This is a genomic window from Arthrobacter sp. GMC3 (assembly GCF_002929305.1).
In the GTDB taxonomy this organism is placed as follows: Bacteria; Actinomycetota; Actinomycetes; order Actinomycetales; family Micrococcaceae; genus Specibacter.
Genome location: NZ_PJIO01000016.1, coordinates 49,680 through 68,900, shown reverse-complemented (window position 1 = coordinate 68,900; position 19,221 = coordinate 49,680). Strand labels below are relative to the sequence as shown.

The following is a 19,221-nucleotide window of genomic DNA, read 5'->3' as shown; positions in this document are numbered from 1 at the left end:
ACGCAAACGACTAGAGTTCAAGAAACCGATCGAACTAATCGAACCCCTCCTGTTGCAATGACCGCTTGAATCCGCCGGTCCTCAAACGGAACGCACCCTGCCCTGACCTGCAGGTTAAGAAGTTTCGAGATTCACAGGAAAGCCGATCGTCCCGTAATACCCGTCCGGTGACTTGTCCGGTGCCCGGGGGACAAACGGCACACTGGATTGAAGTCCAGGACGTAAAATTCTTCGTCTGATGTGCCCTATACAGATCCGGGGGAGTGGAGCACTCTCCTGACGAGACTCCCCGTGAAATCTTGCCGCTCTCAGTACCTGCCTGTACGGAACGGTCACTTACTCATTACACACATGATTCGACGAGGAAGTTTTATTGGGCTGGGTCTGATTGAAGGTATTGGTCGACGGTTTGGCGGCTGGTCCCGGTTCTTCTGGCGAGGGAGGTTTTCGCTTCGCTAGCATCGGCGCGCCCAATGAGTGCCGCGGCCTGCTCAGCATTCAACGCTTTGTTTCTGCCTTGTAGACGCCGGCCTACATGGCCAGGGCGATGCCCCCGCGTTGTCGCTCTCGATTGAAGGCTCGTTTGAACTCGGCAAATGCCCCATGACAGACAACAGCAATTTGGCCATCGCGGTGCTTGTGCTGACAATGGAAGGCTAGGAGGCGGTCTTGCCATCGGCTAGATGGAGAAGGCGTGTCCGGACGTCCTTGAGTCGCGGATTCTGCATGGAATGAAAGACCTTCTGGCTGCCGAGTGTGGCGCCGCGCTTCCTTATCCGGTGAGCGACCCGTGGTTTTCGGCTCGCCAGACAGCAGACGTTGCCCTAGCCGAAAGAATGACGCAGAACAACAACGCTGACTTTTGCCAACCGGCGTTGAGCTTTGAATGTCTTCAGGCATCCACCCTGAAAGTTAGTTGGCATGTTTCACCTGCCAATACTTTGGGATGCCGAGGTGCTCGAAGCCTGCCATCACTGCTGACAAACAAATGGACATCCCGGTCATGGGGATTTTCGCCCCCGCAACCATGATGCAAGTGAACATAGCGTCCACGCCCGTGGACAACCATCGAATGGAGTTCACAATGTTGTATCTGGCAGCGGTGGATCCCGGGATCACCCCGAACACCAACTTCCCATTCCTCGAGTCCCTCAAACAAATTGGCGGGGGGATTCTCGTCGGCGCTTTCATCGTGATCGCCATTGTGGCGATCATCGGAGCCGCCATGTTGCTGGCTGGAAAGCTCAGCCAATCCTCGCGCCTGGCATCCGGCGGTGGCATGATCTTGCTCTGGACAGGGCCCGTCGCGGCTGTCCTTGGTGGGATCAACGGCTACATTCTGTGGTCGCAGAACGCCTTCAACCTAGGGTTCTAGGGTGTTGCCATGTTGCCCATGGTCGATTGCGGAGCTGGCGGCTGGTGGCCACCGGGGTGCGGCATTGTCTCGCAGGCAAGCGATAATTTCGCTTCCTCCGTCACGGCCTACGTTGCTGGGATCTTGGAGAGCATGGCGTCTTGGATGTGGTCGTTCATCACCGGCGCATTTGGTCTCTCTGATATCAATCCATCCGATTGGAGCATTGTCAGCGGTCTGACCAATTGGTGGATTGTGGTGATGATGACTCCACTGGTGGTGGTCATGATCGTGCAGTTGATCGCAGGCTTGGTAAGCCAACAACCACGGCGTATCGGACGAGCACTGCTTGGCGGAGCGCTGGCTGTCCCACTGGTTTTCCTGGCGACGAGCATGATGAGCAAGCTCTCCAGCTTCACTGACTCGGCCTCAACCGCCCTGTTGGAGACTCTTGGTAAAGACCCGTACCTGGTGTTTATGCGTTTGTTTGGTTTCCAGCGTGCGGCGGCAGGTTCGGGGCGTGAATGGGACATAGTGTCGCTCAGTTCTGGAACCGCTGGCGGGGTTGGTGGAGCCGTGGTTGTCACTGCCATTGCTGTACTTGTTGTCTGGATTCTGGGGTTTATCCTCATGTGCTCAATGATCTTCCGGTCGTTTGCCTTGATTGTCTTGGCGGCGGTCGCGCCGGTGGCCATCATGCTTCTGCCCTGGGAGCGGACGAAGTCGTGGACCAGGATTTGGTGCGAAACTGTGGTTGCGCTGTTGATTGCCAAGCCACTCGCGGCCACGGTGTTGGCAGTTGCGGTCAAGCTGTTCGCCGACTCGACCTCGTTTAGTGGTCTGGCTTCTGGTGCAGTGGGCATGGTTCTGGCGTGTGGCGCACCCTTGATGGCGTTGAAGTTGGTCAGTTTTGCTGGGGGTGAAATTGCGGGTGCCGCCCAAATGGCCGGAGGTGGCCACGTTTTCAGCCGGGCAGGCAACTTCACAGGCCGCCAACTCGGCCGGCAATTTGGTGGCAAAATGCATTTGCCTGGAGTGGGGAGTAAAGGGCCAACACCCGTTGCGTCCAGTACCCCTTCGATTCCATTGCATCAACAAGCTGCGACGCTTGGTGGCCAACCGTGGACTGGGAGTCCGAAGCCCGCGCCGACACCGTCTGGAGCCACTTCCAATCAGGGGCGTCCGTCTAGTAAGGCGTGGCCTATGCCTCCCGGTCCAGCGGCCAACCGCGGGAGTGCCACCCCAGGTAAGGGCCCTGAACCGCCACAGGACGCAGGCCCATCGCAGCATATGCCCCCGGACACCGGTAGAGCGCCAACGACTTCCCGCTACCAAGGGAAAAGCCAGAATGGCGCAGCAAACTCTGGCAGCAAGCCTCCGCCAGCCCCAGCGCCAGGACGGACGGTGCCTCCGGTGAATCACCCGGGCCCAGCTCCCACTTCCGGGCCGAAGCCGCAACCACCAAGTTCGACGCCGGTAAGCAGTCCGCGCCCGGTCGATCAAAGTAAACGGTCACCAAGCAACACATATCGAAATGGAGATGAAGGCCATGACTGAAGAAACTCGGGTATTGCAACCTGTCCGCTTCCCTCGGCATGAACGGCATGGTTTGTTTATGGGTTTGCAGTGGTATCAGCTGTCACTGCTCGCGGCAGGAATGTTGATAGCAGCGATTGCCTCCGCGCTCGGAGGACCGCTCGTCCTCATCCTGACATCGCCGATCTGGCTGGGAATGATGCTGTTTGGTGTACTGCACTTTGGGCGCATTCCGTATCCAGTATGGGCGTACACCGCGTCGGTTTTTTTCTTGCGTTCGGTCATCAAGGAGACCCGATTCCTGGCCAGTACTGAGCAGCCAAGTCGCGTGGGAACCATGGCCTTGCCCGGCGGCTTGGGCAGTCTGGAACTCTGTGCCACATCGGCAGGCGAAGGATTCATCGTTGACAGGCAGGGGCACGAAGCCATCGTGTCGCTCCGTTGCACCACCACATCGTTTGCACTGATGGACAGCGACGATAAGGCCTATGCCGTTCAATCCTGGTCGCGGGTGCAGGCCGCGATGGCCAGTAGACCAGCCGTGGCTCGGATCGCGATTCAGGACTACACAGTCCCTTACCCCTCGAGTGCTTTGCGGGCCTATTATCAGCGTGCAGTTCCGCCGGAACGAATTGCCGATACGCAATGGGGCGACAGATCGTATCTGGACTTGATTGATGCAGCGGGCGCTTCCATGAGCCACGAGATCATCTTGACCATTGTGCTGGACACGGCTAGGGCGAAACGTCGGATCAAGGACGCCGGGGGAGCGCTGGGAGGTCTGGAACATGTGCTGCGTTCGGAGGTTGAGGCATTTACTACTGGGCTGAAGACGCACGGTGTGATTGTTACGGAGTGGCTCTCCGATGCGGCCGTGACGGCAGTGGTCCGGGGTTCCTTTGACCCCGCTGCCGTGGTGAAGTGGGCTGCCGCAGCAGGAACTGGGAAGGGAATCGAGCGTATGTCGCCGGGGCCCATGGCCGCTGAGGAGCATTGGATCTATCTGCGCACTGATTCCGGCTTCCATCAAACGTTTTGGGTCGCGGAGTGGCCCAGACAGAAGGTCTATCCAGGGTTCCTGCAGCCGCTGATCTACGTGGGAGAGTTCCGCCACGCCATTACACAAGTCATCCGGGCGGTCCCCACGGATCAGGCCCTGCGGGATATCCGTTCTGCGCAGGAAGCCCATGAGACCAGGCGGCGCATCAACGCCCGACTGGATCGGCCGTTGACCCGGGAGCAGCGGGCTGAGGAGGAGGAAGTGGCCCAACGCGAGGAGGAAATCGTGGCCGGTCATGGGGATGTTCGCCCGGCCGCCTATGTAACTGTCACAGCGGACACGCTGGATGAGTTGTCGCGCTGCCGGCAGGAACTTGAATCTGCCGCCGCTGGTTCCTTTGTGGAGCTGCGGTTGATGGCCGGGCAGCAGTGGGCGGCGTTTATTGCAGGGGCGTTGCCCTTGGGAAGAGGATTGAAATGAGTAAGCATGTGGCAGCGGTCAGTATTGCTCCCGCAGGTGAGAACCGTGCAGCTCGGCAAGTACGACGTCGGAACGAGCGCTCCGTGACAATGGAACCAAAGCTGTCCTTGCGTGAGCTACGGGAACAACGCGCCGCCGAGAATGCTGGCCGCGGTGTCATGCCGGATTGGGGAAAGCGGGGAGGGGTTTCCTTGTGGGGTCCGCACCGGGTACATCCTGCCCCGCATCGGGCTTCGACGATGACCATGGCAGCGGCCTATCCGTTCCTGACGGAATCTGGGCTGGGTCCGGAAGGGACGTACATCGGGACTGACCTGTTTGGTTCCGGGGCCTTCTGCTACGACCCGTGGGTTATGTATGACAAGGGCTTCATCAGTGGTCCCTCCATTGTTGTTATTGGCACGGTCGGCACGGGGAAGTCCATGTGTGGCAAGTCCCTGGTGACGCGTTCCATCACTCTGGGCAGGAAGGCTGCGGTGGCGTCTGATCCCAAGGGGGAGTGGGTGCCGGTTGCCAATGCCATCCCTGGAGGCAAGGTCATTTCTGTGGGCCCCGGCCGGCCCACGAGAGTCAACCCACTCGACGCTGGCCCACGATCCTCTGCATTGACCGACGCACAGTGGCTGGCAGTAGTGCGGCAACGCCGCCGGCACCTGCTCGTGGCACTCGTTTCGCTTATGCGACCCGGGGTCCCGCTGAGCCCGGTGGAACATACGGCACTCGACATGGCGTTGACCGATGCCGTCGCAGCGAACAGCACCCCAACGTTACCCATGGTGCTGGAATACCTGCTCAACCCCACCCCAGCGACAGCCGCACTGGTCGGGCCCAACGGTGGGGCCGGCGTCGGACATTCACTGCGTAGGACGGTGTCAGGCGATCTGGAGGGGATGTTTGATGCTCCGTCCACTGTCGCGTTCGATGCTGATGCCCCGATCATGGTCATGGATACTTCTGCCTTGATTGGGGCCTCGGAACAGGCGCTGTCCTTGGCGGCTGCGTGCGGTGCGACGTGGTTGGAGGCGGCGGTGACGAATCCTGACGGGGCGAAGCGGATCGTGGTCTACGACGAGGGTTGGCGGATGCTGGCGGACCCGTACATGTTGGTGAAGATGAGCGAGCAGTGGCGCCTGGCCCGCAGCTACGGGATATCGAACCTGCTCATCATGCACAAAGTGGCCGATCTGAACGAGATTGGCGACAGCACCAGCGGCCTGCGGCAAAAAGCCTTGGGGCTGCTGACGGAGGCCGATACCAGGGTCATTTATCGGCAAAAGCACGACGCCATGCGCCTGACCAAAGAAGCGTTGGGGCTGACCGAGGCGGAGTGTGAGCATGTGGAGAACCTGCCCAAGGGGGTGGGGCTGTGGAAGGTTGGGAATCGGTCGTTCATTGTCGCCAATCAAGTCACCACGGACGAGCTGGCTGTGTTTGGCACCGATGAGAGGATGCTCTGATGCCGCGGCGATTGGATGACGGTAATCCGTTGGTTTCCATTGGGCTGATAGCGACTTCCGTATATGTGGTCCTCGGTCTGTTGATCCAAGTGGCCGCGCATCTGGCGTATTCCGCGAGCTGTGGCACATCGGCACCTTGGGATTTCAGCCCCGCAGCACTTCCCGGACTCCTGACCGGACACATGGCTTGGATACTGCCAGTTACGGGTTTCTGCAGCATCGACACCGGACAACTGTGGCTGCTCATTGCGCCCGTCCTTTTAGTCGTCGCGTTGGCTACGCTGGCGGGTGTTCTGGGGTTGCGTACTTGGCGGCAATCCGGCGCATGGCTCCGTCAAGATATCCTCAGCCGCGACGGCGTCGCACGGCGGGCAGAAATCGCTCGTGAATTCGGTGCCAAGGCAGCCTTGAAGCGTGGACGCTACACCCATCCCGGAGTGAAAGACCCCAAAGTGGAGGAAGTCTCCTGGACCATCGGCAAATCTCGCGGCGTCACAGTCCACGTCTCCACCGAAGAATCCCTCGTCATCCAAGGCGCACCCCGCTCCGGCAAGGGCCTCTACATCGTCATCAACGCCATTCTCGACGCACCGGGCGCCGTCGTCACCACGTCGACCCGTGCCGACAACCTCGTCGTCACCATGAAAGCCCGCGCCACCAACGGACGCCCCGTCACTGTCTTCGACCCGCAAGGTATGTCCGGGCTGCCCTCAACACTGCGGTGGTCGCCGGTCCGTGGCTGTCAAGATCCGGACGTCGCTACTCGACGCGCATTGGTCATCTCAGCCGACAGTGCACTCAAAGGTGAGAACGTCGCCTGGCAAAAGCGCTCGCAGATAGTGCTGCAATGTTTGTTGCACGCGGCGGCGTTGTCCGGGGACGGCGTGTCAGCGTTCCGCCGCTGGGCCTCAAACCCTGTCCTTGCGAGGGAGGCGCTGGCCGTCCTTGACAGGCCGGAGGCTGCGCTTGGTTGGCAGGCAGATCTAATGGGCATCATCGACGATGACCCACGCAACACCTCCAACTCCTGGATCGGTGTCACGGCCGCAGCCGCCCCGTTGTCCTCGCCGAAAGTACTCGCGGCTCTGGACCCGAAAGGGAGCAGCGAACAATTCGACCCGAAGGCCTTCATTGAACAACGGGGCACCCTGTACTTGATAGGCACCAAGAGCGGAGCGGCCGCCGCAGGACCCTACCTGTCCGCATTGATTGATGACATTGACTATGCCGCCCGGGAGATGGCCTTCGTGGTGGCCGGTGGTCGGCTGGATCCACCGCTGTCGCTGATCCTCGATGAGATCGCGAATCTGTCTCCCTGGCCCGGATTGCCTGTGGCGCTCTCTGATGGGGGCGGTATCGGCATCTCCACTCTTGTTGTTCTGCAGTCCCTGTCTCAAGCTCGGTCCGGCTGGTCCATGGATGAAGCAGCGACCATCTGGGATGCGGCCATCATCAAGGTCATCTTCGGAGGCGGTTCTGATGAACGCGACCTCAGGGCACTTGCGGGACTGATTGGGGAACGGACGTTGACGTTCAATACACGCTCCTGGTCGGCACAAGGGCGTCAGGACGGAGAGCAAATCCGGGAGTCGCCAGTCATTCCGCTGCACGAGATCCGCAGGCTGCCAGTTGGAACGGCCATCATGCTAGGGCGCCGCAGCAGGCCCATCCTGCTGGACCTGCGCGAATGGCCAAAGCGTAAGGACGCAGCAGAACTTGGTCGCTCCAAGGAACAAACCGAACTCGAATTGCTCACCGGCCACCTCAAACGACAAAACGAACAACAAGCGGTCACGGCCGCAGAACAACAGGAGGCATGACCATGGACGAGGACGAATCCTTCGAATACGACGTTGAAAACGGTGCCGAAGACAACTTCGCCGCGCTGCTTTTCGGCTCAACGCGCGGACTGCGCTCCGAAAGAGTTCCCATCACCTACCGGTGGCGGGACATGGACACCCGCACAGCCGATGCCGTTTGGGAACACCTGGGGCGGTGGGTGCGCTGGCTCGTGGAAAGCTACCACCTGACCACCTCCGTGATCCCAGACTGCTGGTGGCGGCACTCGGACATCGTCGCCGAGCTGTATGCGCTTCAGCGAGCAGAACAGGCTTCCTACACCGAGGACGACGGCGGATTTGGCCCCTTGGGCTTCCACGAACGCCTCGAGCACAGTATCAGCCGACTGCGGGAGCAAGCCCGAACGGCAGGATGTGTGAGCCTGCAGCATCACCGGGAACCTCCTGACCGCAAACTGCCCAACGATGGGCCAGGTATGCAGGCAAACAAACTGGGGCAGCCAAACACGGGACCGGCTACACAGTTGTCGGACGATCCGGCCGCAAACCGAGACCCGGAACCCGGCACTTCCGATTCCTGACCCAGAGCAAGGAGCGCCATCATGGACTCATCAACCGAACCAGCAACACCGCATCTGATCGCTCCGACTGGAAATGAGCTGGCGCCGACAGCATCCCACCCGGGCCCCGAGCAACGCGTTGCGGAGCTAACCGAGGGGCTCTACGCGCTGCTCGCGGCCGCCGTTGACCACCCGAATCAGTGGCACCGACTCCTCAACGCTTCTGCAACCATGTGGAGGTACTCCGGTGGCAACGTCGCCCTGCTCATGATGCAAATGGCCCAGCGCGGCCCCGTACAACCCGCTCTCGTTGCCGGATACAAAGAGTGGGAACGTCACGGCCGCTACGTCCTCAAAGGCGAACGCGCCCTGTACGTCATTGCACCGAGAACAGCACGAATCACCGACACAGTAGAAACAGCGCACGGCCCTGAAACAGTCAAGCGAGCGCTGGCCGAGCCAGGCGATGGGATGAATCGGTCCCGCATTGTTGGATGGCGTGGGCAAGCGGTCTTTGACGTCTCGCAAACTGAGGGGGAACCATTGCTCGTCCCGGTTCCCGGCCAGAGAGAAGTGTCACCCGATGCAGGTTCCTACGCCCAGCTGTGGGAGTCGCTCACCGCAGTGGCAAGAAAAGCCCGCTACAACATTGTCGTTTCGGAGGCGCAGGCGGGACTGGCAGATGGCTATACCGACCACGCGCGTCGTCTGATCAGCGTTGGGTCTTGGCTGGACGCCGAGGACCGCATCGCAACGCTGGCCCACGAACTCGCCCACGCCTCACTGCACGTTTCCGGAGACGCTATCGGTGCGTTGTACGGTAGTAGCGCTGAACACCGTGGTCTGGCTGAGATCGAGGCCGAATCCGTCGCGTATGTAGTGCTTCGCGCTCATGGCATTGACCGGGGACCTCAATCCGCCGCCTACTTGGCAGGTTGGGCCGATGCAGTACTGGAGGCCGAAGCTGACTCGATTCTTCGCTGCACGAGGGAGAGGAAACCGATGTCACGCGTGGACATCGCAAAGTCCGTGCTCGGCAGGGTGACATCGGTAGCTAAGACGGTTTTAGAAACGACAAACCCTCCAGGGTTTGGCGGGAGGTTGGCGACACCAGCCATTGAACCCAACCTTGAGGTGGGGACTAATCGGGCTCAACTTAGTTTTTCTGGGAGACCAACAAGATTGCATGATAATGGGGCAACGCCTTCAATTTAGACGCTACCGTATCGCCGAGGTTGGGTTTCAGGACATCTATATTCAGAACGTTTTCGTCCATGGCACTGGAGAAAGAGTGCCCAACATTTGGGTATGGCTAGGACAACACGGGCGCAATCGCCAGACAAGCTTGCGACCGGAGGTGGTATGTAGCCGGCCATGGAGCGCCAACCTGAATCTGCGTTGGGTCGGGGCGGATGAGCAGGACAGTTTGCGGCCAGATAGAGAAGCTGCATGGCTCTATCCAAGCCGGTTGAACGTAGCCAAATTTCTCCCATCGGATCGTGGCCCATACTCCGGTCGGCTGAAGCTCCTGGAAGTCGAGAACAGTGACTTCAGTGGTGGTTTCGTGCTCGCCCTTGAGGCGAGTCAGGTATTCCCATTGCCTATTGGCGAATTGCATCCACAGCCGCCTTTTCTGAATCCGCAGGGACCAACGCCAAGTGACCAGTCCGGCAGGGATTGCCAGGACAGCAAGCGCGGTCCAAACACTCAAGGCCGGTGGCCACGCGATAGCGATGATGGCGACGAGATACAGCAGAGCCACAACGGTCAACGTAGTCATCACCACGAGCGGTGCGCTGTTGAGCACCGGCTTTACCATCGGATTGTCCTCCATCGGAACCACCTCCGCTTTCATTCTAAATTTCCCATCCGACATTGGTAAGGGTGGCGTGGACAGGAACTTGGGTATCAGTAGTTGCATCGGTGTTCACAGACACGCTCTGTAGACGCGTCAACTCGGCGGTGAGGCGCTCGCGGTCCCAGGCACGTTCCCATTCGTAGTCGTCCGGGGGAGCGCCCAAGGGGTCTGGATCCTCTCCGATGAGCCAGTGGTCCCTATAGATGGCAATGCGTTCAATCAAGTTATTGCGGTCGGATGCCGAGATGCTGTCGGGAAGGGTATCTGCCAGATGCCGGGTCCACGGTTCCGTCCCGGCAGCTGCCTTGGCTTTCAACGCTTGAACCCTACGTTTTCCGAGTTCGCGCACTTGCCTGGCTATTTCCGCCACGTCAGCACGGTTGGTCTGGAGGTCTTCAGTTAGCCATTCGTCACCACCGGGAGTCTTGGCATTCCCGGTCGGGCGGAGTCGTGTGTGAATGACTGCCATCAGGTCCTTGGCGTCGCCAGGACGTCGTATGGCATGGTCCAGTGTTGCTGCCGCGGCGAGTGGCTCAGCAGCCACGGCGCGCCGCCAGGCAGCCACTCCAGCGCCCCAGGAAGGGGATGCTTCGAGGCTGGGAGCGAGCCCCGGTTGGGTTTGTTCGACGGCGGCGCGCAGTTGTTCGGCTGCAACGATTTGCGCGAGGTAGTCGTATTCGGCGGCGAGCTGGTGCAGGGAGTTGCTACTTTCCCGTTCTTCTTCACCTACTTCATGGGCCGTCCGCTCAGCACCTTGTGCGGCCAGCACTTCGGCGATGATCTCTTGCCACGTGGGCTCGGCGGCGTCGAGGGCAACATGGTCCTGGGCGGCATTGGATTCGCAGACGTAAGCGGTGTTGCATTCGCGCCCTCGTGTCATCCCTACATAGAAGAGTTCACGTGTCAGGCAACCCTGAGTGAGGACGGTGTGGCTGGTGTCGACGGTAATGCCTTGGGATCGATGTGCCGTGGTTGCATAGCCCAGCTCCGCTGACTCCGCTAGATACTCACAGCTCAGACGAATGGGTTGGCCCGTATCCAGACGGCGACCAAGGATGGAGCCGTCGCTATTCGGCTTGGAGGTGATTTTGATGAGGGTGCCGTTGCGGATGAAATCGCCAGCGACGTCCTTGATGCGGCGATCGTTCTTGCGCGCAATGACGGTGTCGCCACGGCCTGCGCTGAGCCCGTCGTTGAGGCGGGCCACATGCGTGGCATCAACCACCTTCCGGTCTACGAGTTCGGCATGGGCACGTTCATTCAGCGCTGTCACGGCGTCATTGTCAGGAGCGATCAAGATCGACTCCAAGCCGTTGCTGGTATCTGCCGCCCAGCTCTCGTACGCCTGATCGATCATGTCCGCGTGCTCGCCATGACGCAACCGCCCATGGGCGGCATAGCTCTGGATCGACTCAACGTCACCTGCACGCAATAGCAACGACGCTGTTCCTTCCCATGGGTGGTTGAAGCGGCGAATGCTGGTCAGCTGGACCGCCTGGCCTTTCCTGTCCATCCAGCCCAGGATCCCGCCGGCGTCGATCGAGTCCAGCTGGGCGGGATCTCCAACCAGAACAATCTTGGCACCGGCGTCCTGGGCCTGATGCACCAGCGCAGCCAACTGCACAGTGGAAATCATCGATGCCTCATCAATGATGACCAATTGGTTTGGCAGGAAACACCATTGTTGCTGACGCATAGCCAGGCCAGCCATGCGTTGGGCACGCCTAGTCCGCTGCCAGGGCTGCTGTGCAGCAGTGGCTTCGAGATCTTGGAACTGTTCAGCCCGTATGGCCGCACCTTGACCAACGGACTCATACAGCCACTTAGCGACATTCTCCGCTGCTAGCCCCAGCTTGCGCCCAAGAACATCGGCGCTCGCAGCCGCCGGGGCAAGCCCAATCACGCTGCCCGCCCCGTGAACCTTTTCCCAGCCCTGACGGATCGCAGCCATGGTGGTGGTTTTCCCTGACCCTGCAGGACCTACGACGGCGTCCAGGAGTCTCCCGCTGCAAAGAACCTCGTGCGCTGCTGCGGCCTGGTCCTCAGCTAGCACTGGACTGCCGGGGTGTGCGCTGTTTGTGATGAGGAAGGTGTCGGCGAGGTCGGGCGCGATGGAGGGTCCGGCGTCGTTCTCGCTGGTGTTCATGATGAGTTGTTCGTCGGCGAGAATACTTGCGTCTGTGTAGAGGCGAGCCCCGGGGAATTCGAACACGCTGTGGCCGGCGAAGTCGATGTCATTCCCGGCGTTGAGCGGGATCTTGTAGCGGTAAGCGTTGAGGGCGACGCACTGTGATTCCGCTTCGGTGGTCACGGCGTCGATCATGTGGCGGCGGTCGACGCTGGTGGCGCAGCGGATTTCGGCGCAGATGCGTTCTGCCTCGGCCAGAAGGTTCCAGCGGCTCCACGTGGCTCTCCGCCTGGCCACCGCTTCCCGTGATGCGGCCGCAGCAGCGGTCACCCAAGGCGCAGTCAGGTCGGTGACGGTGACGGGACGCTCATGGGAGCGATCGATGGTGTGGCGCAGGACTTGTGTAGGATCGAACCCCAACGTTTCGGCGCGGTCGCGCCACCCCGCAGAAAGACTGTCTAGCGGTTGAGGGTTCGTCTCTTTGGCTTGCCGGGTGGAGAGAGTTGCCTGTTGACGGAATTTAATGATGGTGGTGGCTGACGGGGTATACCCGTGGGTTTGCTCCCACTCGGCAATCAAGCGATCAGTCTCCGTATTGATGCCCTGCGAACGGCTGGAAAACTCCTGAATCAAGGCATCATCCACACCGACCAACTCATGGCGCGGATTCCGGTCATGACCAGCCGGGGGCCGAAAACCAGACACTGCTCCCAGCCTGTCTTGCAACCGGTCAAAGAGGAGCCCGTTGTAGTGCACGCTGGCGGCCACCGTGGCTCTATAGAGGGTTCGTGAATCCAAGGTGGCCCACGCTTGGTCGGTGATTCTTTGCGCCCTGTTAGCGATGACGACGTGCGTGTGGAGCTGGGGATCGCGGGCGCGAGATTCCCAATGGTCAAAGGCGGCAGCAATTGCGCCGACGGTTCCGACGTGGGCGACGCCTCCTCGTCCAGTGCGAGTATGAATGGCAGATTCTTCTAACCAGGCAAGGACTTCGTTGACGGCTTCATGGTGAGCGGCGAGGATCTGCCGTTGGGCCTCTTGCGGGGCCAGCGCCCATAGCGTGGAGACAGACTTAGGAACGCTGAAGGTTAGGTCGAAGCCAGCAACGGCATAGCGTTGAATCTCCTCGCCATTGCGATGGGCCACCGTCGTTTGGCCATGATGGTGTCCCAGGGGCTCGTGGGTGTCGGGATGTTCGGCATGTGTGAAGACTGCGTTGGCATCACGTGAGCTCACTGGATCCAACGACTTGCGACTGATACCGGCGAGTCCTTGACCGAGCCACTTGCCGGGAGGAGTGCCAGCCTTCATGTAGTAACTGGTGGCATCGCCCGAGGCGAGGGGGACGTCGTCGGACAGAGTGGTCTTCAGCAGGTACTTCACCCCACTGTCAGCGGTGAGTCGGGCGATGGAGACAGTCATCGTGTGCCTGCCGGGATTTTCATATTCCAGCCGCGGCGGCGAAAGATATCCGCCGTCGGACGGTCAAGGGGGATACCGAGATGGTCGGTGAGCTGGAGCATGCGAACCGCGATCTGCATCAGGTCCTGCATGTCAGCATGCCGGTCCTTCAAGATCCGCGAGACTTCCAACTTCAACTCGACACATTCTGCCTTGGCCTCTGCAAGCTGCCCGGACTGATCAAAATACTTGGCACCCAAAAGTTGGAGCCGAGTTCGCTGATCATCAATGACTCTGTCTCGGGCCAGAACCGTTTCCTGAAACCGCGACACAACCAAAGAAGTCTCGGAGTGCAGGCTACGTTGATGCTGCTTCTCAGCAAGCAGCAGGCGAGCATTCCCATCGGCACGCTCTACGGCGACAAGCGTTTGAGAAGTTACTCGCGCCGTGGCACGTCGCTTATCCCGACGACGGCGTTCGCGGTATCGCCCGGAGCACTCGGCTGAACAGTACAACTGGGTGGACCGACGTGGATCAAAAGGGACGTGACATTGGGGGCATTTTTGCGTAGACATACAGACTCATGGTCGTGGGGGCGTCTTCCCCCATGACTGCCTGTGGGACTTCCCGCCTCGGGTAAGACCTTGGATGCCAGACGTGTAAGGATCTTTGGCCTGGGAAAATCGGGCTGGGGTGGTCGGGCCGCGATGGGTGGGCAAGAGGGACGCGCTAGGAAGAGTCGGTGGCGTTGGTGGAGCAATGCTTATCTATTTAGATCGAAAGCGTGCTCGGGCGGCTGGACTATCGCTGTGGCAGAACGCTCAGTAGGCGGACGCCTTCGGGCAGCATGCGGCGCAGCTGTTCAAAGCCGAAAGTGTAGTCCTGGCATTCGACGGTCGTTGTCTCGAGCTCACCGGTCTCGATGGTCTCCGAGGTTGCTGTGATGATCATGATCTGGGGATAGGCCAGTATTCGAACACTCTATCTATGTCATAACCTCGGTGCATATTTTTCTCGTGAATAAATTCGATATTGAAAACAGTGCACCTCTCATTGCCATCATCGACGCCGAAGGAAGAGAACCCAAACCAGCGGATGGGCCAACTCACCGTTTCACTGTCTGGAACACCCCACTCGTGAAAGTCACCGAGATGTATGGATGCGCCTACGCATGGACCAGGTCATACGGACTGATTGGCTGGCGACACGACACTGGCCGGCAACACTTTGAATGGTTCCCGGCTGGACTGATCAAGCGGGTGGAGCGCAGCGACTGGCACGGTCGCTGACAAACCCCGTCTGTACTTTAGGGTGGGTCCGTGTCGCCACAGACTTTTTCGCTTCACCCGGCGTGGGATCGAAAGTCCACGTCAGGGATGACCGTTCAGGAGATCACGGACTTTACCGGCCGAGCCCGTTCAACCGTCCACCGCCACCTGCAAGTCCGTGACGCTGCGGGTGCGGGGCTGCGTGCCTCCATGAAGCCACTCGACTGGCCCGCGGTCCAGACTGGCCAACAACACACTGGCAGCATCACTACAAAGCGGCCCAAGATTTCTAAAAGTTAAACGGCAGACTCCCGAAGGCCGATGACGACGTTGCAGCTGAACATAAACTTGTCGCGTGGCTTGGCACCCAGCGCGCGGCGCACCGCAGCGGAGCCTTGCCGGCCGTCAAGGTCACTCTCATGGAAATGATCCCGGACTGGGAGGTAACGGCGCACCAGAGGATTCTTGCCGACCGATGGCAGCAATGCCTCGATGAGTTGGTGGCCTGCGTTACTGAGACAGGGCGCATGCCTCGTTACAGGAGGCACAGCAGCGAGCATGACCATCTCCTAGGCGTGTGGCTTCATACACAACACCAGCGACGTGCAGAGTGCCGCCTGATGGACTGGCGGCTCTCTGCGCTCGATGCCGCAGTGCCAGGTTGGCACAGCTCCATGTAAGGGTAGGACAGCTATCCCATCCCCAAGCCACCGATTTGTGCGCGAAATCCAGCGACGTTGTAATGCCTTGGTGATTCAGAATCATGTGGGCGAATACGGCGCCAGTCGTCCGCAACCCCATGCCCAATGGTGGACTTCAGCTACGACAACTCGGCTGTCGCCACTCTGGTGAGCGTAATGAGCTGGGTAGTCACCATGTTGTCTGGGAGGATTGATTGAGCACCGGAGACGAGGAGCAAGATTGTCAGTATCGGCGAAAACACGGAAAACCCTGTGGACTCGGGCTCACAATCAGTGCGCTTTTCCGGGTTGCTTGCAAGCACTCACAGTTGAGGTTGAAGATGCAGAGTCGGGAGCGTCTGGGGTTACGGTTGTCGGGCAAGAAGCGCACATTCGTGCCCAAAGCGTCGGCGGCCCACGGTTCAATCCAAAGTACGCGGATGTTGACGGATACGAGAATCTCATCCTACTGTGTCCGACTCATCACACCTTAGTTGATGCAAACGACGGTGCCGGATATACCGTAAAAACGTTGATCGAAATGAAGACGACGCATGAGCGCAACCAAGGCCGGCGAGAGGCGCTCGATGCGACACTACGCAGCTATATTGGAGACCGATACGCCGCAGAAAACTCGGTTCAGTTCCAGCAAGTCGAACTTCGTGGCCCGTCAGTCGAATCCATGTTCGTTGACGTGCCGGTGGGATGTCGCCGTGATGGCTCTGCAGTAGCCAGTCTTCTGGAGACTATTTCAGTGTCGTCTCCAGGGGATACAGAAGAATTGACGCGGGCGTCGGGACTTGTGATTACGGGCGCTACCCAGGCACTTCTTCATCCAGATTGGGTCGGTAACGCGGTTCTCGTGGGCGGACCGGGACAGGGCAAGTCAACGTTGCTGCAGTACGTCTGCCAGTTTCACCGCGCACGACGGCTTGGAAAGAGCGAGTACTCCGCCGGTGATTCGGATCTGGCCCGATCAAAGTCGACGCCACGGTTCCCAATACGTATCGACCTGCGAAAATACGCGCAATGGGCTGCGGGCTCGACGTCCACCTCGACGCCCAAAAAAGGGAAGAAAACGAAGGCTGTTTCCAACGACGGTGAGGATTGGCGTAGCCTCGAGGAGTTCCTCATCGAAGATATTCACCGCCACGTAGGCGCAAATGATTTCACGCCCCAGCACTTTGTCCTCCTCCTAGCGACAGAACCAGTACTACTGGCCCTAGATGGGCTTGACGAAGTCGCCAACCTACCCACGCGTGCACGCGTCGTACAAGAGATCATTCAGATGTACGGGCGGCTAAGTGCAGACGCAGCCGACTTGGTCATACTTGTCGCCACCCGTCCTGGCACCTCTCTGCAACCTTTGACATCCTCCGGTTCATTTCCGCTGCTACACCTGCAACGCCTCACGCCGGGACTGAGATTGCAGTATCTCAGCCAGTGGTGCGCAGTGTCTGCATTGGCGTCTGAGGCAGCAGAGAAACTCAAACTGACCTTTATGGACAGTCAGCACATTCCTCACATTAGTGAGCTAGCGTCCTACCCAATGCAGCTTGCCATTCTCTTGCATCTTCTGTACCGGCGCCGACTTCTCCCTCAGCAGCGTACGGAGCTATATGAAGAGTACCTAAAGACCTTTCTTGACCGCGAACAGACCGAGGACAAAGAGCCGCTCCTTGCTGAAAAGCGCCGCGTCATTGAAGACACCCATGCCTACCTTGGCTGGTACCTCCAAGCTAAGGCAGAGAAAGGCAAAAGTTCGGGGTCTATCACGCGAGATGAGCTGAGGGAGCTTCTACGCCATTATCTGGTTGGCCGTCCCAAGCAACAAGAACTCGCCGATGAGCTCTACTCTGCGATCACCGACCGAGTTCTCTGCCTGGTAGAACGAGATGACGCCTTCGAGTTCGAGGTGCAATCACTACGAGAGTACTTTGCTTCTCTTCATATTTTTGATAATCTCACGCCGAAAGGCAATGGAAACTCGCGAGACGATGCACTGAACGCGCTGCTTGAACGTCCCTATTGGGCCAATGTCTGCAGATTCTTCATCGGTAAACTCTCCACCGGGGAGGTACGCGGGTTGGGCAGCAACCTTCAAGCCGTTGAGAAGAAGATTGCACCACACCCTCAAATCCGTGCAATGGCAGTTACCGCGCTCAACGATCGCATTTACGAGGGCCTTACCAGTGCAGAGATTCGCGTTGTAGTAGATTTCATCTTTGGCGGCCCTGGCGCGGCTTTGGCTGAAGACGGTGTCCTTGATCCGGCAGGAAGTCCACTTTGGCTAACGGAACAAGCCGGGCGGGCCCAAGCAGTTGAGCACTTGGAAGCGCGGCTCGAAGGTGAGCGTGCCAGTGTCCTTCGCGATATTGTTGGACGCAGTCTTCTTGCGCACGCGGGCGCAGAAGACAGGCTTACTGAGTGGTGGTGGGCGAAGTTTGAACCAACAGGGGCATGGTTGAGGACTGCCGCGCAGCTTGCGTGTCTCAGGAATCTCAATGCTGAACAGACCGTCCAGTTGGAAACAGTCCTTGCGAGTGTGACGGACCCACGAACTTGGTCAACCGACCTTCTGCTGACTAGTGGGTATGACAGCGCGAATGAGGCAATTGAGCATGCCGTCCTAGCGTGTTTGAACGACGGATCCGCAGAAATCTTTGAGCCTCACGCAGCGCTCACAAACATTGAAGTGCTCGCCGCCTGCGCGTCGAGTATTTTAGAAGGGCCCTACACATCGCCTCCTAATATCGCGCCGCTGCGAGTCTCGGCAACGATTTCTCAGACTACCGGCAGAATAGAACGTGCTGTGCATCCAACCCTGACTGATTCAGCTGGACCGCCGGCCCGATCGGACTGGAACGGCTATCTGGGCTCAGTCGCAGAAGCTTGGGGCGACGGGTGGGTGCTTCGTCGAGCAGTCTCGATGCTACCCTCGTCGATCGCTCTCTCCTCAATTGCCTCTGGTGCGACATCTGCAGCACTTAGCGCGGCAGCACGTTCTGAGGCAGACTACCGCGACAACAAGTCCAATCCCACCTGGTGGAGAAAACACTTCGATTCCATCGACGACAAACGAGGACAAATGTTGAGTGTACTTGCGCTCCTGGAACTCGCGAGAACCTCGGTAATCGTAGATCTCGCCACTGTCCTCGATTCAGTCGTCCTCGGGTTCGACGCCAAACGATTCCGGGTGATGGAACGGGCCCTCAAACGTGACGCCGCATCACGACGAATCCGGCTTCTGGACTTGCATGAAGAACTTCGACTTCGGAAAGTCAAACTTTCAGGAAGGGTCCTTTGGCTTATTTGGATCATCGCCAACGAGTCAACGCGCGACCGCCTGCCTATACACCTAGAGGCAGGCCTTCAGGATATTTTTCAGGCTGGTGTCCTTGATGGCCGCACCGTCCTCGCGGCCACGCTGTCTAATAAGAAACGTAAGTTAGAAATCTTTAGGGGTACTCGTGACGTCTTTCCGCTTGGGGGTTGGCTTGACCAGACCCAAATTTCCTCCATGTCACAAGCAGCTGCAAAATTAGTCCTCCAGCATCCTGGAGATTGGCCGCCGGACATCGTGCAAATGGCCGTTGACAGGCTGGGGACCCTGGCTGAAACACGTACTCCACCACTTGCTGACATTGCTGTCCGGAATCATTGGTTCCTGCACTAGTCTCAAGTTGCGCAGGCCCTTCCC

The 19,221-nt window shown here is 59.2% G+C and carries 14 protein-coding genes and 1 pseudogene; 10 read left to right on the top strand and 5 right to left on the bottom strand.

Annotation, left to right across the window (positions count from 1 at the left end):
* Window positions 1-370: 370 nt before the first annotated feature.
* Window positions 371-635 (bottom strand): annotated as a pseudogene (locus CXQ94_RS23265) (recombinase family protein); the annotation flags it as partial.
* Between the two features lie 449 nt (window positions 636-1,084).
* Here CXQ94_RS23265 and CXQ94_RS18875 point away from each other — a divergent pair.
* From CXQ94_RS18875 to CXQ94_RS18845, 7 genes are read left to right on the top strand one after another with little or no spacing between them, the layout of a single operon-like run.
* Window positions 1,085-1,375: a hypothetical protein gene (locus tag CXQ94_RS18875; protein ID WP_146070369.1), complete on the top strand. Its 291-nt coding sequence runs from the start codon at window positions 1,085-1,087 to the stop codon at window positions 1,373-1,375.
* 9 nt (window positions 1,376-1,384) lie between these two features.
* Window positions 1,385-2,911, top strand: coding sequence for a type IV secretion system protein (locus CXQ94_RS23365; RefSeq protein ID WP_104092139.1), 1,527 nt, complete (start codon window positions 1,385-1,387; stop codon window positions 2,909-2,911).
* A complete protein-coding gene (locus CXQ94_RS18865; protein ID WP_146070368.1) occupies window positions 2,904-4,370 on the top strand; it encodes an SCO6880 family protein in 1,467 nt (488 codons plus the stop codon). The genes CXQ94_RS23365 and CXQ94_RS18865 overlap by 8 nt, the downstream gene beginning before the upstream one ends.
* The gene (locus tag CXQ94_RS18860) at window positions 4,367-5,827 is read left to right on the top strand and encodes an ATP-binding protein (RefSeq protein WP_146070367.1); all 1,461 of its coding nucleotides are present in this window, start codon (window positions 4,367-4,369) and stop codon (window positions 5,825-5,827) included. The genes CXQ94_RS18865 and CXQ94_RS18860 overlap by 4 nt, the downstream gene beginning before the upstream one ends.
* On the top strand, window positions 5,827-7,647 hold the full coding sequence (locus CXQ94_RS18855; protein WP_104092136.1) for a type IV secretory system conjugative DNA transfer family protein: 1,821 nt from the start codon (window positions 5,827-5,829) through the stop codon (window positions 7,645-7,647). The genes CXQ94_RS18860 and CXQ94_RS18855 overlap by 1 nt, the downstream gene beginning before the upstream one ends.
* Window positions 7,648-7,649: 2 nt before the next feature.
* Window positions 7,650-8,207 (top strand): hypothetical protein, encoded by a 558-nt coding sequence (locus CXQ94_RS18850; RefSeq protein ID WP_146070366.1) that lies wholly within the window; start codon window positions 7,650-7,652, stop codon window positions 8,205-8,207.
* 21 nt (window positions 8,208-8,228) lie between these two features.
* Window positions 8,229-9,401: an ArdC-like ssDNA-binding domain-containing protein gene (locus CXQ94_RS18845; protein WP_104092134.1), complete on the top strand. Its 1,173-nt coding sequence runs from the start codon at window positions 8,229-8,231 to the stop codon at window positions 9,399-9,401.
* Window positions 9,402-9,498: 97 nt separating this feature from the next.
* Here CXQ94_RS18845 and CXQ94_RS18840 read toward each other — a convergent pair whose 3' ends face one another.
* Both CXQ94_RS18840 and mobF read right to left on the bottom strand, forming a co-directional pair.
* On the bottom strand, window positions 9,499-10,041 hold the full coding sequence (locus tag CXQ94_RS18840; RefSeq protein WP_104092133.1) for a hypothetical protein: 543 nt from the start codon (window positions 10,039-10,041) through the stop codon (window positions 9,499-9,501).
* 1 nt (window position 10,042) lies between these two features.
* Window positions 10,043-13,594, bottom strand: coding sequence for a MobF family relaxase (gene mobF, locus CXQ94_RS18835; RefSeq protein ID WP_104092132.1), 3,552 nt, complete (start codon window positions 13,592-13,594; stop codon window positions 10,043-10,045).
* An 80-nt stretch (window positions 13,595-13,674) separates the two neighbouring features.
* Here mobF and CXQ94_RS18830 point away from each other — a divergent pair, with 80 nt between their 5' ends.
* A complete protein-coding gene (locus CXQ94_RS18830; protein WP_104092131.1) occupies window positions 13,675-14,079 on the top strand; it encodes a hypothetical protein in 405 nt (134 codons plus the stop codon).
* A gap of 295 nt (window positions 14,080-14,374) precedes the next feature.
* On the opposite strand, the gene CXQ94_RS22725 is transcribed toward CXQ94_RS18830, so the two are convergent.
* The gene (locus CXQ94_RS22725) at window positions 14,375-14,524 is read right to left on the bottom strand and encodes a hypothetical protein (protein WP_181034306.1); all 150 of its coding nucleotides are present in this window, start codon (window positions 14,522-14,524) and stop codon (window positions 14,375-14,377) included.
* Between the two features lie 65 nt (window positions 14,525-14,589).
* Between CXQ94_RS22725 and CXQ94_RS22285 the strand changes: the two genes are divergently transcribed.
* Window positions 14,590-14,862, top strand: a complete 273-nt coding sequence (locus CXQ94_RS22285; protein WP_146070365.1) for a hypothetical protein — start codon at window positions 14,590-14,592, stop codon at window positions 14,860-14,862.
* 275 nt (window positions 14,863-15,137) lie between these two features.
* On the opposite strand, the gene CXQ94_RS18825 is transcribed toward CXQ94_RS22285, so the two are convergent.
* Window positions 15,138-15,401 carry a hypothetical protein gene (locus CXQ94_RS18825; protein WP_104092130.1) on the bottom strand — a complete coding sequence of 88 codons (264 nt, stop codon included), beginning with the start codon at window positions 15,399-15,401 and terminating at the stop codon, window positions 15,138-15,140.
* Window positions 15,402-15,834: 433 nt separating this feature from the next.
* Here CXQ94_RS18825 and CXQ94_RS18820 point away from each other — a divergent pair, with 433 nt between their 5' ends.
* A complete protein-coding gene (locus CXQ94_RS18820) occupies window positions 15,835-19,197 on the top strand; it encodes an NACHT domain-containing NTPase (protein WP_258067233.1) in 3,363 nt (1,120 codons plus the stop codon).
* Window positions 19,198-19,221 lie beyond the last annotated feature (24 nt).

Coding starts and splice junctions, on each gene's coding strand:
- CXQ94_RS18875 (WP_146070369.1), top strand. CDS start 1,085: ATGTTGTATCTGGCAGCGGTGGATCCCGGGATCACCCCGAACACCAAC.
- CXQ94_RS23365 (WP_104092139.1), top strand. CDS start 1,385: ATGTTGCCCATGGTCGATTGCGGAGCTGGCGGCTGGTGGCCACCGGGG.
- CXQ94_RS18865 (WP_146070368.1), top strand. CDS start 2,904: ATGACTGAAGAAACTCGGGTATTGCAACCTGTCCGCTTCCCTCGGCAT.
- CXQ94_RS18860 (WP_146070367.1), top strand. CDS start 4,367: ATGAGTAAGCATGTGGCAGCGGTCAGTATTGCTCCCGCAGGTGAGAAC.
- CXQ94_RS18855 (WP_104092136.1), top strand. CDS start 5,827: ATGCCGCGGCGATTGGATGACGGTAATCCGTTGGTTTCCATTGGGCTG.
- CXQ94_RS18850 (WP_146070366.1), top strand. CDS start 7,650: ATGGACGAGGACGAATCCTTCGAATACGACGTTGAAAACGGTGCCGAA.
- CXQ94_RS18845 (WP_104092134.1), top strand. CDS start 8,229: ATGGACTCATCAACCGAACCAGCAACACCGCATCTGATCGCTCCGACT.
- CXQ94_RS18840 (WP_104092133.1), bottom strand. CDS start 10,041: ATGAAAGCGGAGGTGGTTCCGATGGAGGACAATCCGATGGTAAAGCCG.
- mobF (WP_104092132.1), bottom strand. CDS start 13,594: ATGACTGTCTCCATCGCCCGACTCACCGCTGACAGTGGGGTGAAGTAC.
- CXQ94_RS18830 (WP_104092131.1), top strand. CDS start 13,675: ATGGTCGGTGAGCTGGAGCATGCGAACCGCGATCTGCATCAGGTCCTG.
- CXQ94_RS22725 (WP_181034306.1), bottom strand. CDS start 14,524: ATGATCATCACAGCAACCTCGGAGACCATCGAGACCGGTGAGCTCGAG.
- CXQ94_RS18825 (WP_104092130.1), bottom strand. CDS start 15,401: ATGCTCGCTGCTGTGCCTCCTGTAACGAGGCATGCGCCCTGTCTCAGT.